This is a genomic window from Agromyces sp. NPDC055661 (assembly GCF_053618135.1).
Genome location: NZ_JBSHHC010000002.1, coordinates 145,216 through 161,564 on the forward strand (window position 1 = coordinate 145,216; position 16,349 = coordinate 161,564).

The 16,349-nt window shown below is 70.7% G+C and carries 15 protein-coding genes; 7 read left to right on the plus strand and 8 right to left on the minus strand.

What is annotated here, in order from left to right:
- Positions 1–45 precede the first annotated feature (45 nt).
- Positions 46–849: a PAQR family membrane homeostasis protein TrhA gene (trhA, locus tag ACWGO8_RS14240; protein WP_452043700.1), complete on the minus strand. Its 804-nt coding sequence runs from the start codon at positions 847–849 to the stop codon at positions 46–48.
- A gap of 72 nt (positions 850–921) precedes the next feature.
- On the opposite strand from trhA, the gene ACWGO8_RS14245 reads away from it, so the two are divergent.
- The 3 genes from ACWGO8_RS14245 (at position 922) to ACWGO8_RS14255 (ending at position 4,488) form a co-directional block, all read left to right on the plus strand.
- On the plus strand, positions 922–1,707 hold the full coding sequence (locus ACWGO8_RS14245; RefSeq protein WP_376955594.1) for an isoprenyl transferase: 786 nt from the start codon (positions 922–924) through the stop codon (positions 1,705–1,707).
- Positions 1,708–1,765: 58 nt separating this feature from the next.
- The gene (locus ACWGO8_RS14250; protein WP_452043701.1) at positions 1,766–2,884 is read left to right on the plus strand and encodes an aminotransferase class V-fold PLP-dependent enzyme; all 1,119 of its coding nucleotides are present in this window, start codon (positions 1,766–1,768) and stop codon (positions 2,882–2,884) included.
- A 317-nt stretch (positions 2,885–3,201) separates the two neighbouring features.
- Positions 3,202–4,488, plus strand: a complete 1,287-nt coding sequence (locus tag ACWGO8_RS14255; RefSeq protein WP_452043702.1) for a PhoH family protein — start codon at positions 3,202–3,204, stop codon at positions 4,486–4,488.
- A 133-nt stretch (positions 4,489–4,621) separates the two neighbouring features.
- Here ACWGO8_RS14255 and ACWGO8_RS14260 read toward each other — a convergent pair whose 3' ends face one another.
- The 7 genes from ACWGO8_RS14260 to xseA form a co-directional block, all read right to left on the minus strand.
- Positions 4,622–5,587: a hypothetical protein gene (locus tag ACWGO8_RS14260; protein WP_452043703.1), complete on the minus strand. Its 966-nt coding sequence runs from the start codon at positions 5,585–5,587 to the stop codon at positions 4,622–4,624.
- A 67-nt stretch (positions 5,588–5,654) separates the two neighbouring features.
- A complete protein-coding gene (locus ACWGO8_RS14265) occupies positions 5,655–6,281 on the minus strand; it encodes an MSMEG_1061 family FMN-dependent PPOX-type flavoprotein (protein ID WP_452043704.1) in 627 nt (208 codons plus the stop codon).
- 125 nt (positions 6,282–6,406) lie between these two features.
- Positions 6,407–7,819 carry a class II fumarate hydratase gene (locus ACWGO8_RS14270; RefSeq protein ID WP_452043705.1) on the minus strand — a complete coding sequence of 471 codons (1,413 nt, stop codon included), beginning with the start codon at positions 7,817–7,819 and terminating at the stop codon, positions 6,407–6,409.
- Positions 7,820–7,886: 67 nt separating this feature from the next.
- The gene (locus ACWGO8_RS14275) at positions 7,887–8,546 is read right to left on the minus strand and encodes a carbonic anhydrase (protein ID WP_452043706.1); all 660 of its coding nucleotides are present in this window, start codon (positions 8,544–8,546) and stop codon (positions 7,887–7,889) included.
- A gap of 38 nt (positions 8,547–8,584) precedes the next feature.
- Positions 8,585–9,226: a DUF4245 domain-containing protein gene (locus ACWGO8_RS14280; RefSeq protein WP_452043707.1), complete on the minus strand. Its 642-nt coding sequence runs from the start codon at positions 9,224–9,226 to the stop codon at positions 8,585–8,587.
- Positions 9,226–9,474: an exodeoxyribonuclease VII small subunit gene (locus tag ACWGO8_RS14285; RefSeq protein WP_376955587.1), complete on the minus strand. Its 249-nt coding sequence runs from the start codon at positions 9,472–9,474 to the stop codon at positions 9,226–9,228. Before ACWGO8_RS14285 ends, ACWGO8_RS14280 begins: the two co-directional genes overlap by 1 nt.
- A gap of 10 nt (positions 9,475–9,484) precedes the next feature.
- Entirely contained in the window at positions 9,485–10,789 is a 1,305-nt protein-coding gene (gene xseA / locus ACWGO8_RS14290) for an exodeoxyribonuclease VII large subunit (protein WP_452043708.1), read from the minus strand.
- Between the two features lie 86 nt (positions 10,790–10,875).
- Here xseA and ACWGO8_RS14295 point away from each other — a divergent pair, with 86 nt between their 5' ends.
- The 4 genes from ACWGO8_RS14295 (at position 10,876) to ACWGO8_RS14310 (ending at position 16,341) form a co-directional block, all read left to right on the plus strand.
- A complete protein-coding gene (locus tag ACWGO8_RS14295; RefSeq protein ID WP_452044570.1) occupies positions 10,876–11,922 on the plus strand; it encodes a 4-hydroxy-3-methylbut-2-enyl diphosphate reductase in 1,047 nt (348 codons plus the stop codon).
- A gap of 89 nt (positions 11,923–12,011) precedes the next feature.
- Entirely contained in the window at positions 12,012–12,602 is a 591-nt protein-coding gene (locus tag ACWGO8_RS14300; protein WP_452043709.1) for a TetR/AcrR family transcriptional regulator, read from the plus strand.
- Positions 12,596–14,332 (plus strand): ABC transporter ATP-binding protein, encoded by a 1,737-nt coding sequence (locus ACWGO8_RS14305; RefSeq protein ID WP_452043710.1) that lies wholly within the window; start codon positions 12,596–12,598, stop codon positions 14,330–14,332. Before ACWGO8_RS14300 ends, ACWGO8_RS14305 begins: the two co-directional genes overlap by 7 nt.
- Positions 14,329–16,341: an ABC transporter ATP-binding protein gene (locus ACWGO8_RS14310; RefSeq protein ID WP_452043711.1), complete on the plus strand. Its 2,013-nt coding sequence runs from the start codon at positions 14,329–14,331 to the stop codon at positions 16,339–16,341. The genes ACWGO8_RS14305 and ACWGO8_RS14310 overlap by 4 nt, the downstream gene beginning before the upstream one ends.
- Positions 16,342–16,349 lie beyond the last annotated feature (8 nt).

The following is a 16,349-nucleotide window of genomic DNA, read 5'->3' on the forward strand; positions in this document are numbered from 1 at the left end:
CGCACCGCACCGGCTGGGCCGCGGCGGAACGCCCGGCGCGCCCGCTCAGGCCGCGTGGTACGCGGGCGCCATCGCGATGAGCAGCGTCGCGGTCCAGTGGCACATGAACGCGAGCACCGTGCACGTGTGGAAGATCTCGTGGAAGCCGAACACACCGGGCCAGGGGTTGGGCTTCTTCAGGCCGTAGACGATCGCGCCGGCCGTGTAGAGCAGGCCGCCGACGATGACGAGGATCATCATCGCGACGCTCGCGGCGAGCAGGTCGCCGAGGTACATGACCGCGGCCCAGCCGAGCAGCAGGTAGATCGGCACGTAGAGCCAGCGCGGGGCGGTGATCCAGAACACGCGGAACCCGATGCCGAGCAGCGCTCCCGCCCAGACGACCGCGAGCAGCACGAAGCCCTTCTCGGGCGGCAGCGCGAGGAGCGCCAACGGCGTGTACGTGCCCGCGATGAGCAGGAAGATGTTGGCGTGGTCGATGCGCTTCAGCACGACCTTGGTGCGCGGCTTCCAATTGAAGCGGTGGTAGAGCGCCGAGTTGCCGAAGAGCAGCATCGACGTGAGCATGAACACCGCGCTCGCCCACTTCGCCCATGGTCCCTCGGCGAGCACGATGAGCACGATGCCCGCCGCGATCGTCACCGGGAACGTGCCCGCGTGGATCCAGCCGCGCCATTTCGGCTTGACCTCGGCGGTGTAGCTCAGCGAGTCGTCGAGGAGGGGGATGTTCGGCAGGTCGGGGCCGTGCGCCTCGCGGCTGATCGCGACATCCGCCGTGTCGTCGGGCGCGACCGGGCTGCTGAGGTCGTCCGCGAGGGTGGGTGCCTCGCGGTGGCGCTTCGGGGTCATGGACACACTGTAGGGCCGACAGCATCACGATCCGCTGTGAGCACGGGAGCCGCGTCGGGGTAGCGTAGTGCCGTGCAGACGAGCGATCAGCCCCTCGGTCGCGGCATCCTCTACCGCCTCTACCAGAACCGGCTCCGCCGCGGCCTCGACTCCGCGGCCCTGCCGCAGCACGTCGCGATGATCATCGACGGCAATCGGCGCTGGGCCAAGCAGCTCGGCTACGACTCCGCAGCGCACGGTCATCGGGCAGGCGCCGCGAAGATGCGCGAGTTCCTCGAGTGGTGCGACGACCTCGGCATCAAGGTCGTCACGCTCTACCTGCTCTCGAGCGACAACCTCGGCAACCGGCCGAGCGCCGAGCTGTCGGACCTGTTCGAGATCATCGCCGAGCTCGCCGAGGAGCTCTCGCACTACCGCGACTGGCGGGTGCAGCATGTCGGGTCGGATGCCGGCCTGCCCGAGCCGCTCGTCGCCGCGCTCGACGCCGCCGAGCACCGCACCGCCGACAAGCGCGGCCTGCACGTGAACCTCGCCGTCGGCTACGGCGGCCGCAAGGAGATCACCGACGCGATGCGCTCGATCGTGGCCTCGCACCACGCCGAGGGCCGCAGCCTGGAAGACCTGGCCGAGCGACTGACCCCCGACCTCATCGGGGAGCACCTCTACACCGTCGGGCAGCCCGATCCCGACCTCGTCATCCGCACGTCGGGCGAGCAGCGGCTCAGCGACTTCATGCTCTGGCAGGCCGCGCACAGCGAGTTCTACTTCGTCGAGGCGCTCGGGCCCGACCTGCGCCAGGTCGACTTCCTGCGCGCGCTGCGCGACTACGAGAAGCGCCACCGCAGATTCGGCGGCTGACCCCGTTCTTTCCCGGCCTCCGGTTCTGCCATGATGAGGCTCGGAGAAGGGGGCGTACGTGACGATCGACGCATTCATCGCGGGCTTCACCGAGGAGCCCGGCTACCTCGACTACGGTCGGTTCGGTCCGCTCGCGACCCCGGCCGCCGAGGAGGCGTTCGCGCTCACCCAGGTGCTCGAGCGCGCGCGCCACGGCAGCGTCGACGTGTTCGCCGAGCAGGACGCGCGGGTGCGCGCCGCGGCATCCGCCCTCACCGACTTCCCGACCGACCAGATCGTGTTCCAGCCGAACACGTCGCAGGGGATCATGCACGCGATGTTCGGGCTCACCGGCAGCGTGCTGCTCTCGCCCGGGGAGTTCCCGAGCCTGCCGATCGCCGCCGTGCGCGCGCAGGAGGCGCTGCACTCGGTGCAGCCCCTGTGGCTCGAGACCGACCACGGCAAGGTCACGCCGGGGCAGATCCGCGAGCAGCTCGAGACCAACGTGGCCGCGGTCGCGGTGAGCCTCGTCGACTCGCGCACGGGCTACCTGTGCGACATCGAGGGCATCCGCCAGGTCATCGGCGACCGACTGCTCATCGTCGACGCGATCCAGGGCTTCGGCGTCGTCGACGCGCCGTGGACGGCGGCCGACGTGGTGCTGACCGGCGGGCAGAAGTGGTGCCGCGCCGGTTGGGGCACGGGCATCATGGCGCTCTCCGATCGCGCGCTCGAGCGGCTCACGCCCGTCTTCTCGGGCTTCACCGGCACCGAGGAGGACGAGCCCTGGGGGCACGTGCCCCCGCCCGCGCCCGACGCTCGCGCGTACCGCGTGTCGAATCCCGACCCGATCGCCGAGGCGCGGTTCGCGGCCGCGCTCGAGGACATCGCCGCGGCGGGCGTGCCCGCGATCAACGCGGCGATCGCCGGCTGGGTGAGCCGCGTCATCGAGCTGGCCGACGAGTTCGCGCTCGCGGTCGTGAGCTCGCGCGACGAGCAGGAGCGCGCGGGCATCGTCGTGCTCGAGCCGCCCGCCGGACAGGTCACGTACCTCACGGCCTCGCTGCACAACCACGGCGTCACCGCCACGACCCGCAACGGGCAGGTCCGGCTCAGCGTGCACGCGGCGACGAACGAGGAGACGCTCGACATGCTGCGGGCCGCGTTCGTGTCGTACGGCACGGCCGCGTCGTACTGAGCGTCGCACCGGTCCGAGCGGATGCCGCGGCATCCGCTCGGGCACCCCACCCGTTTGTGAACACGGTGTGAACGTTTCGCGTGTCGGAACCATGGGTGTCGGCACCCCGACGTACGCTCGACGCATCGGGCAACGTGCCTGATCGAGTCGGCTTCGTGAAGCGCTCGTGGAGGGATTCGCCGGCCGGCGCGAGAGCCGAGCGGAAGCTCGGGGCGGGAGCGGTTGTGGCCTCACTCGATACCTCCAAGTCCGTCGGTCGGAACACCGGTCGCGCATCGCGGCCCGACAGCGCGGCACCCACGGGTGCCGCGCAATCCGTGCGGACGTACGTGCTCGACACCTCGGTGCTCCTCTCGGATCCCCGGGCGATGTTCCGCTTCGCCGAGCACGCGGTGGTCCTTCCTGTCGTCGTCATCACGGAGCTCGAGGCGAAGCGCAACGACCCCGAGATCGGGTACTTCGCGCGCCAGTCGCTGCGGATCCTCGACGAGCTGCGCGTCGAGCACGAGCGGCTCGACTTCCCGATCCCGGTCGGCGAGGGCGGCTCGCTGCGGGTGGAGCTCAACCACTCGAGCCCGTCGGTGCTGCCGAGCGGACTGCAGCTCGGCGACAACGACTCGCGCATCCTCGCCTGCGCGGCCAACCTCGCGAATGACGGCGTCGCCGTCACGGTGGTCTCGAAGGACCTGCCGCTGCGCGTGAAGGCCGCGTCGATCGGCCTCGACGCCCAGGAGTACCGTGCCGAGCTCGCGCCCGACTCCGGCTGGACCGGAATGGCCGAGCTCTCGCTCGGCTCCAACGACATGGCGAAGCTCTACGAGCACGAGCGCCTCGAGACGCGCGAGGTCGAGGAGCTGCCCGTCAACACGGGCCTCGTGATCCACTCCGAGCGCGGTTCGGCGCTCGGCCGCGTCGTCGGCGAGCACGAGGTGCGCCTCGTGCGCGGCGATCGCGACATCTTCGGCGTGCACGGCCGCTCGGCCGAGCAGCGACTCGCGATCGACCTGCTGCTCGACCCCGAGATCGGCATCCTCTCGCTCGGCGGCCGCGCCGGCACCGGCAAGTCGGCGCTCGCGCTGTGCGCCGGCCTCGAGATGGTGCTCGAGCGGCAGCAGCACAAGAAGATCATGGTGTTCCGCCCGCTCTACGCGGTCGGCGGGCAGGAGCTCGGCTACCTGCCGGGCGACCAGGGCGAGAAGATGAACCCCTGGGGCCAGGCCGTGTTCGACACGCTCGGCTCGGTCGTGTCCGACAACGTGCTCGAGGAGGTCGTCGACCGGGGCATCCTCGAGGTGCTGCCGCTCACGCACATCCGCGGGCGCTCGTTGCACGACGCGTTCGTGATCGTCGACGAGGCGCAGTCCCTCGAGCGCAACGTGCTCCTCACGGTCCTGAGCCGCATCGGCCAGAACTCGCGGGTCGTGCTCACCCACGACGTCGCCCAGCGCGACAACCTGCGCGTCGGCCGCCACGACGGCGTCGCGAGCGTGATCGAGACGCTGAAGGGGCATCCGCTGTTCGCGCACGTCACGCTCACCCGCTCGGAGCGCTCGGCGATCGCCGCGCTCGTCTCGGAGATGCTCGACGGGGCCGAGCTCACCTGACCCTTCCTGAGCACTCGCGGGGCGGTCGGGGGGCCGTCCCGCGAGTGGAAGTCGGTTTCCGGCTGAGGCGACGCGTTGCCGATCGATCCTTGGTCTCTTGGGTGGCATCGTCCGATGAACGACCTGGCTCCGTTCATGATGGGATCAACGAGGTGAAGAACCCCGTCAAGAACGGGGCGAGCACGCCGAGGAGGGTGACGGGTCGCAAGATGCCAGGGCGATCGATTCCTACCCGCGCGCGCAGTCGAGATCGCGCCGCATCCTGTGACTCGCTCGGCACTCCCGTCCGCGGCTCGCCGACCGCGCGCTCGACCAGACGCATCCCGTCATTGCGCCATCTGACGAGGACGGGCGTGAGGATTAGGACGAGGATGATTGCGAAGAAGGCGCCGTAGCCCACAACGGTCCAGGGCGGGAATTCGTCCTCGGATGCCCCCGATGCGATTCGCGCACTGCGAAGAAACGCAGTGTCGATCACGGCCGTCGAGAGTAGAAGCCCGATCGCCAAGCTCGATCGTTCTATCGCCTGCCAGACGTTGTCCAGCTCTGAGATCGCCGGACGCACGCCCCCAGCGTCGACGGCTCTGGGATCGTAGTCATCGGCCAAGGGAGGCGGCGTGATCTCGGAGATCCTGTCGCCGAGAACACCCAGTCGCCCATGGGTCGTCCAGATCAAGACGAACCAGGGACTTGCAGCAGCGGCCGCAAGCAAAGTCACACCGAGGACGAGGCGCCGGAACTCCTGGCTCCAGTTCGGGCCTCCATCGTCCGAACCCAACAAAAGGAGGAACATGACGGCTGACCCCGCGATGGCGAAGAAGAGCACGTACGACGCGACGACCTGCCGAACACTTCGCCGGTCGAGGTTCCCTGGCCCGCGATTCGAGAGCAGCCCCGCGTAGAAGATGTACGCCCACACGACGATCGAAATGGCGATTGCACCCACCCATAGCGGGAAGCCAGTGTCGAGGTTTCGGTCTGCTCCCCACTGTTGGGCGACCCAGAGCAGTATGGCAAGAATAGCCAGCGCGACGATCACCGTCACGAATGCCCGGATCGCGGGCTTCAACGGCTGAACGGATCGGCGTGATTCGTCCATATGCTCCCCCAACCGGGGAGCATACTCCGCTTCCTTCGCACTCGTCGACCTGTGCTCGTAGAGTCGGTCAGCCGTAGATCCTGTCGGCGTACGCGGGGCCGTAGTACTGCTCGAGCACCTCGAGGGAGTCGTCGGGGCGCTCGAGCGTGCGCGCGATGACGGGGCGGCGGGGCGCGGCATCCGGCGTCCAGGTGGTCGGGTCCCAGGTCTTCGAGCGCAGGAACGCCTTCGAGCAGTGGAAGAACACCTCGTCGATCGCGACCTCGAGCACGAGCGTCGGCACATGGGTGCGCACGCGCATCCGCTCGGCGTAGGGCACGTCGCGCAGGAGCCGGGCGCGGCCGTTGACGCGCAGCGTGTCGCCGCGGCCGGGAATCACGAAGTCGAGTCCGACGTGCGGGTTCGCGAGCACGTTGTGGAAGCCGTCGGCGCGCCGGTTGCCCGGCCGCTCGGGGAGCGCGATCGTCGTGTCGTCGAGCACGAGCGCGAAGCCGGGCGGGTCGCCCTTCGGCGAGGCGTCGGCATTGCCCGCGGCGTCGGCGGTCGCGATGAAGCACAGCGGCGAGGCGGCGAGCCAGGCGCGGTCGAGCTCGTGCAGCCGGTCGCGCACCTTGTTCCGCGCGGCGGGCAGCGGCTGCCCGACGAGCTCCTCGAGCTCGGCGACCGAGGTGACCGGGGTTCCTCCGTGATCCATGGTTCCCACGCTACGCCCGGCGAAGGAGCGGAGGAGGAACGCACGAGGGGAGGACGGATCACGCGGATCCGTCCTCCCCTCGTGAGGATCTCCTCCGGAGTCGCAGCTCCGGGCGGCAGCGCGCGCTACGCCTTCGGCGGCCGCGTCATCGACAGCAGGTCGAGGGCCGCGTCGAGCTGCTCCTCGGTGAGCTCGCCGCGGTCGACGAAGCCGAGGTCGACGACGGCGTCGCGTACGGTGATGCCGTTCTTCACCGAGTGCTTCGCGATCTTCGCGGCGTTCTCGTAGCCGATGTGCTTGTTGAGCGGCGTCACGATCGACGGCGACATGCCGGCGAGGGCGCTCGTGCGCTCGACGTTCGCCTCGAGACCATCGACGGTCTTGTCGGCGAGCGCGCGCGTCGAGTTCGCGAGCAGGCGGATCGACTCGAGCAGCGCGGTGCCCATGACTGGGATCTGCACGTTGAGCTCGAACGAGCCGGATGCCCCGGCCCACGCGATCGTCGCGTCGTTCCCGATGACGCGCGAGGCGACCATGAGCACGGCCTCGGGGATGACCGGGTTCACCTTGCCGGGCATGATCGACGAGCCGGGCTGCAGGTCGGGGATGCTGAGCTCGCCGAGGCCGGTGTTCGGGCCGGAGCCCATCCAGCGCAGGTCGTTGCAGATCTTCGTGAGGCTCACCGCGATGGTGCGCAGGGCGCCGGATGCGTCGACGAGGCCGTCGCGGTTGGCCTGCGCCTCGAAATGGTCGACCGCCTCGGTGATCGGCAGCTCGGTCTCCTGCTGGAGGAGCTCGATGACGAGCTGCGGGAAGCCCGCGGGCGTGTTGATGCCGGTGCCGACGGCGGTGCCGCCGAGCGGGACCTCCGCGACGCGGGGGAGTGCCGTGCGCACGCGCTCGATGCCGAGGCGGACCTGGCGGGCGTAGCCGCCGAACTCCTGGCCGAGGGTGACGGGCGTCGCGTCCATGAGGTGCGTGCGGCCGGCCTTCACGACGTCGGCCCACAGCTCGGCCTTCGCCTCGAGCGCGACCGCGAGGTGGTCGAGCGCCGGGACGAGGTCGTCGATGAGCGCGGCGGTCACGGCGATGTGCACCGACGTCGGGAACACGTCGTTCGACGACTGCGACGCGTTGACGTGGTCGTTCGGGTGCACCGGCGAACCGAGCTTCTCGGTCGCGAGCGTGGCGAGCACCTCGTTCATGTTCATGTTCGACGACGTGCCGGAGCCGGTCTGGTAGACGTCGACGGGGAAGTGCGCGACGACGTCGTGGCGGCCGGCGATGACCTCGTCGGCGGCGTCCTCGATCGCTCGCGCGATCGCCGGGTCGAGCACGCCGAGGCGGGCGTTCGCCTGCGCGGCGGCCTTCTTGATTCGCGCGAGCGCCTGGATCTGCTGGACCTCGAGGCCCGAGCCCGAGATGGGGAAGTTCTCGACGGCGCGCTGCGTCTGCGCCCGGTAGAGCGCCGAGGCCGGCACCCTCACCTCGCCCATCGTGTCGTGCTCGATGCGGTACTCGGCGGCGTTGTCCACCACGGTTCGTTCCCCTTCGGTTCGCATGCCGGATGCCCCGGCCGGACGCCGCTCGCGCGGCTTGGCGGCGCTAGATGCGGCCGACGACGACGTCGGTCTCGGCGCGGCCCTCGACGAGCCGGTAATTCGCGCCCACGACAGCCAGCGTACCCGCTGCGACGGCGTCGCTGATGACCTCCGAGCGCTCGAGGAGCTCGGCCACGGTGTTGCGCAGGTGCTCTCGGCCGACGTAGGCCGCGTCGATGTGGTCGACCTCGACGGGGGCGCCGGCCTCGACGCCGGCGACGCGTCGCACGGCGGGGACGATCTTCTCGACGAGCGACGAGATGTGCGGCGGCAGCGGCGCCGCTTCGGGTCCCTGCGACTCGATCGCGGCGCGCACCGCGCCGCAGTGGTCGTGCGCCAGCACGAGGATGAGCGGCACGCCCAGCACGCCGACGGCGTACTCGAGCGAGCCCAGCGCCGAGTCGGAGACGACCTGCCCGGCGTTGCGCACGACGAAGGCGTCGCCGAGCCCGATGTCGAAGATGATCTCCGCCGACAGTCGCGAGTCGGAGCATCCGAAGATCGCGACCGACGGACGTTGGGAGAGGGCGAGCTCGCGCCGGCGATCGACGTCTTGACGCGGATGCCGCGGCTCGCCCGCGATGAACCGCTGGTTGCCGGCGCGCAGCTCGCGCCAGGCCTCTGCGGGGGACTCGGGGCGGCGTTCGGTCGGCTGCTCGCTCACGGCGGCTCCTCTCGGGGCGGGTCGGGCTCGGCTTCGGGTCAGCGCAGTGCGTCGATGGTGGGGGTGAGGGCGGTGGCCAGCGTCTCGAACTCCTCGGGCGTGCCCGTGCCGAGCAGGACGAACGTGCTGTCGCCCGCCTCGGTGGTGAGTCCGTACTTCGCGTTGCCCACGTCGTCGCCCGTGTCGCGGTTGTCGTACACGGTCCACTCGACGCCGTCGATCGTGGTCGTGCCCGTGGCCAGCGTGCGGGCGAGCAGGCCCGCCACCCACGTGGGGTTGGCGTCGAAGCCCTGGTACATGCCGATGTACTCGTCGCTCGGCGTGAGGTAGCCCACGTACCAGGCGGTGACCTTGTCGACCTGCGACGTGCGCAGCTCGGCGGCGTTCGCACGCCAGCCCTCGGGAAGCTCGGGCACGGCGAGCTGGTCGTCGCTCGCCACCTGCGCCTGCTCGGCGATGGGCGCCACGTCGACGTCGCGCGTCATCGCCGTGTCGGAGCGCGGCACGAGCAGCACGATCACGAGCACGACCAGCAGGCTCGCGCCGAGCGACAGCACGAGGTTGAGCACGGTCTGCCGCTGGCGGTGCAGGCGCGAATTCTGCGCCTTGCGGGCGACCGTCTCCTCAGGCGTCTCGGGGCGGCCGAGCTCGGCCACCACCCGCTGCGGTCGCTGCGCCATCAGCGGGCGCCGGGGTCGTCGGATGCCGCGGGCGTGCCGCGCCCGGCTCCGGCGCGCGCCGCGTCGAGGCGCGCCCGCGCGCCGATGAGCCACTCCTCGCACCGTGCCGCGAGCGCCTCGCCGCGCTCCCACAGCGCGAGCGACTGCTCGAGGGTCGCCGAGCCCTGCTCGAGCTCGGCGACGACCTGCACGAGTTCGTCGCGCGCCTGCTCGTACGTCAGCTCGGCGACATCCGTGGTGGGGGGCATGCCACCCATTCTATTCGGCGTCGCCGACCCCGCCGTCGCGGCCCGACGCCCCCGTGGAGCGCCCCGCGCCCCCTGTGGACGGTGCGGGCTCGCGGAGGTCGTGCGACGCGGCGCCGGTGGAGACGGCCCCGATCACGCCCTCGGCGAGCGTGAGCGTGAGGGTCGCGCCCTCGGGGGCGGCCGCCGGCGCCCGCAGCACGTGCCCGTCGGGGCCCTGCGCGATGGCGTAGCCGCGGTCGAGCGTCGCCTGCGGCGACAGCGCGCGCAGGTGGCCGCGGAGCTCGCCGATCCGCGCCGTCTGCTTCTCGATGCAGCGCTCGATGAGCTCGGTGCCGCGCGCGACCCAGCGCGTGAGGTCCTCGGCGCGACGGTCGACGATCCAGCCGGCCTCGGCGAGGGCCGGCCGGGCGCGCAGGTGGCCGATCCGATCGATCTCGCGCGAGAGCAGCCCGGAGAGCCGCATGCCGAGGCGGGCGCGGGCCTGCTCGACCCGCATGAGCTCTTCGGCGACATCGGGCACGACGCGCTTCGCGGCATCCGTCGGCGTCGAGGCCCTGAGGTCGGCGACGTCGTCGAGCAGCGGCCGGTCGGCCTCGTGGCCGATCGCCGAGACGATCGGCGTGGATGCCGCGGCCGCCGCGCGCACGACCCGCTCGTCGCTGAAGCCCAGCAGGTTCTGGAAGTCGCCGCCGCCGCGCGCGACGATGATGACCTCGACGGCCGGGTCGGCGTCGAGGCGCCGGATCGCGTTGACGACCTCGGGCGCCGTGCGGTCGCCCTGCACCGACGCATACGCCGTGCGGAACTCGACCGCGGGCCAGCGCAGGCGGGCGTTGCGCAGCACGTCCTGCTCGGCGTCGCTGTCGCGCGCCGTGACGAGGCCCACCACGGCCGGGAGGAAGGGGAGGCGCTTCTTGCGGTCGGCGTCGAAGAGGCCCTCGGCGGCGAGCTGCCGGCGCAGGCGCTCGAGGCGCTCGAGCAGGTCGCCGAGGCCGACGTGCTTCATGTCGTAGACCTGCATCGAGAGCGTGCCGCCCTTGACCCACCAGCTCGGCTTCGCGAGCAGCACCGCGTGGTCGCCCTGCTTGAACTGCTCGGACAGGCGTGCGCGCACCGACGACCACATCGTGAACGAGACCGTGGCGTCGGTCTCGAGATCCTTCAGCTTGCCGTAGACGTTGCCGCCCGAGACGCCCCACTGCGTGATCTCGCCCTCGACCCAGACCGTGCCGAGGCGGTCGAGGTAGTCCTTGAGCTTCGCGGAGAGCAGCGCCACGGGCCACGGATGCTCGCGCGTCGCCGGTGCGTCCGTCATGGGTCCTCCCGCCGCTCGCCCAGCATCGCCCGCGTAGGATGGACACCGTGACGAGCACGACGGATGCCCCGCGAATCGGCCTTGGGATGCCCAGGATGCCGGGCGTTCGCGGCCGGCTCAAGGATATCCCCGCCCCCGGACGCAAGCGGGTGCTGCTCGCGGCGCCCCGCGGCTACTGCGCCGGCGTCGACCGCGCCGTGATCGCCGTCGAGAAGGCGCTCGAGCACTACGGCGCGCCCGTCTACGTGCGCAAGCAGATCGTGCACAACATCCACGTGGTGACCGAGCTCGAGAAGCAGGGCGCCATCTTCGTCGACGAGGTCGACGAGGTGCCCGAGGGCGCCCACGTGGTGTTCAGTGCGCACGGGGTCTCGCCGGCCGTCGTGAACGCGGCATCCGATCGGGGCCTGCACGCCATCGACGCCACGTGCCCGCTCGTCACGAAGGTGCACCGCGAGGCAGTGCGCTTCGCGCGCGACGACTACGAGATCCTGCTCATCGGCCACGAGGGCCACGAGGAGGTCGAGGGCACCGCAGGCGAGGCACCCGACCACGTCACGCTCGTGAACAGCCCCGACGACGTGCCGAACATCGAGGTGCGCGACCCCGAGAAGGTCGTGTGGCTCTCGCAGACCACGCTGTCGGTCGACGAGACCATGGAGACCGTGCGGCGGCTGCGCGAGCGGTTCCCCGCCCTGCAGGACCCGCCCTCCGACGACATCTGCTACGCCACGCAGAACCGCCAGGTCGCGATCAAGAAGGTCGCGCAGGAGGCCGAGCTCGTCATCGTGGTCGGCTCCGCGAACTCGTCGAACAGCGTGCGCCTCGTCGAGGTCGCGCTCGAGAACGGCGCCAAGGCCGCGTACCGGGTCGACTACTCGACCGAGATCAGGCAGGAGTGGCTCGACGGCGTCACGACGGTCGGCGTGACGAGCGGGGCATCCGTGCCCGAGGGGCTCGTCAAGGAGGTGCTCCTCGAGCTCGAGGACGCCGGCTACGGCGACGTCGCCGAGGTGAAGACGGCCGAGGAGGACCTCATGTTCTCGCTGCCGAAGGAGCTGCGCCGCGACCTCAGCGGCAACCGCGACGCCCGTGCCCTGGGTGGGCGCTCGCGCGCGAACGCCGACGCCTGACACCCGCGTTCGGCGAGGGCCGGGCGCGTTCGCTGTGAGCGTGCGTCCGGGGGAGTGAGTGAGCGCTCACTCCGAGGTACGATCGCCGCATGCAACGCACCGTCGAGCGCCCCGGCCGCGCGAGCCCGCTTCCCGTCGAGGAACGCCGCCGCGCCATCGCCCGCGCCACCGTGCCGCTCATCGTCGCGTACGGCCGCGACGTGACGACGCGCCAGATCGCCGAGGCGGCCGGCGTCGCCGAAGGCACCCTCTTCCGGGTGTTCGACGACAAGGAGGCGATCATCGACGCCGCCGTCGAGGAGTTCCTCGACCCCGAGCCGTTCCGGGCCGCGCTCCGGTCGATCGACGCGTCGCTGCCGCTCGAGCTCAAGGTCCGGCTCATCATCGACCGCTTCCACGACCGGTTCACGGGCATCTTCGGGGTCTTCGCCTCGCTGGGCGGTCGTCCGCGGCCCCCGGCGTCCGCGGACCCGGCGGTGATCGTGTCGATCTTCGAGCAGTTGCTCGCACCCGAGCTCGACCGCCTGCGAGTGCCGCCCGCCGGCGTGTTCGCGTTCGTCCGGCTCGTCGCCTTCGCGTCGGCGATGCCGCACCTCAACGACCTGCCCGGCAGCCTCGACTCCGCCGAGCTCGCGCACCTCGTCGTCCACGGCATCGAGAAGGGATCCGACCCATGCTGATGCGACTCCTCGTCCAGCACCTGCGGCCGTACTGGGGCCTGTTGATCGGGGTGGTGGTGTTCCAGTTCGCCCAGTCGATGGCCTCGCTCTACCTGCCGACCCTGAACGCCGACATCATCGACGACGGCGTCGCCAAGGGCGACATGGGCGTCATCCTCTCGATCGGCGGTGTCATGCTCGGGGTGACGCTGGTGCAGATCGCCTGCGCGATCGCGGCGGTCTGGTTCGGCGCCAAGGCGGCCATGGCGTTCGGCCGCGACGTGCGCCGCTCGGTGTTCCGCCGCGTCGGCGACTTCTCGGAGCAGGAGGTGTCGCGCTTCGGCGCGCCGAGCCTCATCACCCGGTCGACGAACGACGTGCAGCAGGTGCAGATGCTCGTGCTCATGTCGTGCACGGTGCTCGTGTCGGCGCCGATCCTCGCCATCGGCGGCGTCATCTTCGCGCTCCGCGAGGACCTCACGCTGTCGTGGATCATGGTGGTCGCCGTGCCGGTGCTGCTCCTCGTCCTGGGCATCATCCTCAGCCGCATGGTGCCGCTGTTCCAGTCGATGCAGAAGCGGATCGACGGCGTGAACCGGGTGCTGCGCGAGCAGCTCACCGGCATCCGCGTCATCCGTGCCTTCGTGCGCGAGCAGGTCGAGGACGACCGGTTCGAGCAGGCGAACGACGCGCTCACCGACACCGCGCTGCGCGCCGGCCGGCTCTTCGCGCTCGTCTTCCCGATCGTGCTGCTCGTGCTCAACGTGTCGAGCGTCGCGGTGCTCTGGTTCGGTGCCTTCCGCGTCGAGGACGGCTCGCTGCAGATCGGCTCGCTCATCGCGTTCCTCAGCTACCTGATCCAGATCCTCATCGCGGTCATGATGGCGACGATGATCGCGTTCCTGCTGCCGCGCGCCGTGGTCTCGGCGGGCCGGATCGGCGAGGTGCTGGGGACCGAGCCGTCGGTCGTCGAGCCGATCGGCGGCACGACCGAGCTGACGGAGCCGGGCACGCTCGAGTTCCGGAACGTGACGTTCGCCTACCCCGGCGCGGAGGATCCGGTGCTGAAGGACGTCAGCTTCGTCGCCGAACCCGGCAGGGTCACGGCGGTGATCGGCGCGACAGGCGCCGGCAAGACCACGATCGTCAACCTCGCTGCACGCCTCTTCGACGTGACGAGCGGCAGCGTGCTGGTCGGCGGCGTCGACGTGCGCGAGCTCGACTCCGACGTGCTCAACGCCCAGTTCGGGCTCGTGCCGCAGAAGCCCTACCTCTTCGCCGGCACCGTCGCGTCCACGCTCCGCTACGGCGATCCCGACGCGACCGACGACGAGCTCTGGGCCGTGCTCGAGACCGCGCAGGCGCGCGACTTCGTCGAGGCCATGCCCGAGGGGCTCGAGGCATCCGTCGCACAGGGCGGCACCAACGTGTCGGGCGGCCAGCGGCAGCGCCTCTCGATCGCGCGGGCGCTCGTGCGCAGGCCGCCGATCCTGCTGTTCGACGACTCGTTCTCGGCGCTCGACACGGCGACCGATGCGCGATTGCGGTCCGCGCTCGCACGAGCCGAGGCCGGCGCCACGATGCTCGTCGTCGCCCAGCGCGTCGCGACCATCGTCGGCGCCGACCAGATCCTCGTCGTCGACGACGGACGCATCGTCGCACGCGGCACGCACGAGGAGCTGCTGGAGACCTCGCCGACCTATGCCGAGATCGTGGAGAGCCAGCTGAGCGCGGAGGAGGCGGCGGCATGACCGACGAGCGACAGGAGACGCAGGCTCCGCCGCGGCCGCCCATGCGGCGCGGGCCGATGGGCGGCGGCCCGATGGGCATGATGGCGATGCCCGGCGAGAAGTCGATGGACTTCTGGCCGAGCGCCAAGCGACTGCTCGGGCGGCTCCGTCCCGAGCGCGCGCTCGTCGTGCTCGTGATCCTGCTCGGCGTCGTGAGCGTCACGTTCTCGGTGCTCGGGCCGAAGATCCTCGGCGAGGGCACGAACCTCATCTTCGAGGGCTTCATCTCGTCGCAGATGCCCGCCGGCGCCACGCAGGAGCAGGTCGTGGCCGCGCTCCGCGCGCAGGGGAACGACCAGCAGGCGGACATGGTCGCCTCGATGAACCTGGTGCCCGGACAGGGCATCGACTTCACCGCGCTCGCCACGGTGCTCGCGTGGGTGCTCCTGCTCTACGTGCTCGCGGCGCTGTTCGCGTGGGCCCAGGGCTACGTGCTGAACGGCGTCACCCAGCGCACCGTCTACCGGCTGCGCCAGGACGTCGAGGCGAAGATCCATCGCCTCCCGCTGTCGTACTTCGATCGGATGCCGCGAGGCGAGCTGCTCTCGCGGGTGACGAACGACATCGACAACATCTCGCAGACGCTGCAGCAGACCATGAGCCAGCTGCTCACCTCGCTCCTCACGGTGGTCGGCGTGCTCGTCATGATGTTCATCATCTCGCCGTTGCTCGCCCTCATCGCGCTCGTCACGATCCCGCTGACGCTGGTGATCACGGCGCTCATCGCGAAGCGCTCGCAGGGGCTGTTCGTGAAGCAGTGGCGGCACACCGGCGAGCTCAACGCGCAGGTCGAGGAGGCCTACTCGGGCCACGCCCTCGTGCGCGTGTTCGGCCGCCGTCCCGAGGTCGGCCGCCGGTTCGACGAGAAGAACGAGGAGCTCTACCAGCAGAGCTTCGGCGCCCAGTTCGTGAGCGGCCTGATCATGCCCGCGATGACGTTCGTCGGCAACCTCGTCTACGTGGGCATCGCCGTCGTGGGCGGCCTGATGGTCGCGGCGGGCAGCATCTCGCTCGGCGACGTGCAGGCGTTCATCCAGTACTCGCGCCAGTTCACGCAGCCGCTCGCGCAGCTCGGGTCGATGGCCAACCTGCTGCAGTCGGGCGTCGCGAGCGCGGAGCGCGTGTTCGAGCTGCTCGACGCCGACGAGCAGTCGGCCGATCCGGCGAAGCCCGAACGGCCGGCCGCGACGAGCGGGCGCCTCGTCTTCGACGACGTGTCGTTCCGCTACGACCCCGAGAAGCCGCTCATCGACCACCTCTCGCTCACGGCGGAGCCCGGCATGTCGATCGCCATCGTCGGACCCACGGGCGCGGGCAAGACCACGCTCGTGAACCTGCTCATGCGCTTCTACGAGCTCGACTCCGGCCGGATCACGCTCGACGGACTCGACGTCACGCGGATGACGCGCGACGAGCTCCGCTCGCGGATGGGCATGGTGCTGCAGGACACGTGGCTGTTCGCCGGCACGATCCGCGAGAACATCGCCTACGGGCGCCCGGGCGCGACGGAGGGGGAGATCCTCGAGGCCGCCCGCGCGACGTACGTGGACCGGTTCGTGCGGAGCCTGCCCGACGGCTACGACACACGGCTCGACGACGAGGCGTCGAACCTGTCGGCCGGCGAGAAGCAGCTCATCACGATCGCGCGCGCATTCCTCGCGAGCCCGTCGGTGCTCATCCTCGACGAGGCGACGAGCTCGGTCGACACCCGCACCGAGCTGCTGCTGCAGCACGCGATGAACGCGCTCCGCGCCGACCGCACGAGCTTCGTGATCGCGCACCGGCTCTCGACGATCCGCGACGCCGACCTCATCATCGTGATGGAGGAGGGGCGGATCGTGGAGCAGGGCTCCCACCAGGAGCTGCTCGCCGCAGGCGGCGCGTACGCGCGGCTGTACGAGGCGCAGTTCGCGGCGCCGCTCGAGGAGGCCACGGACGCGGGGGAGGGCGCTCCGGCGCTGGCGCGGTGACGCGCGTC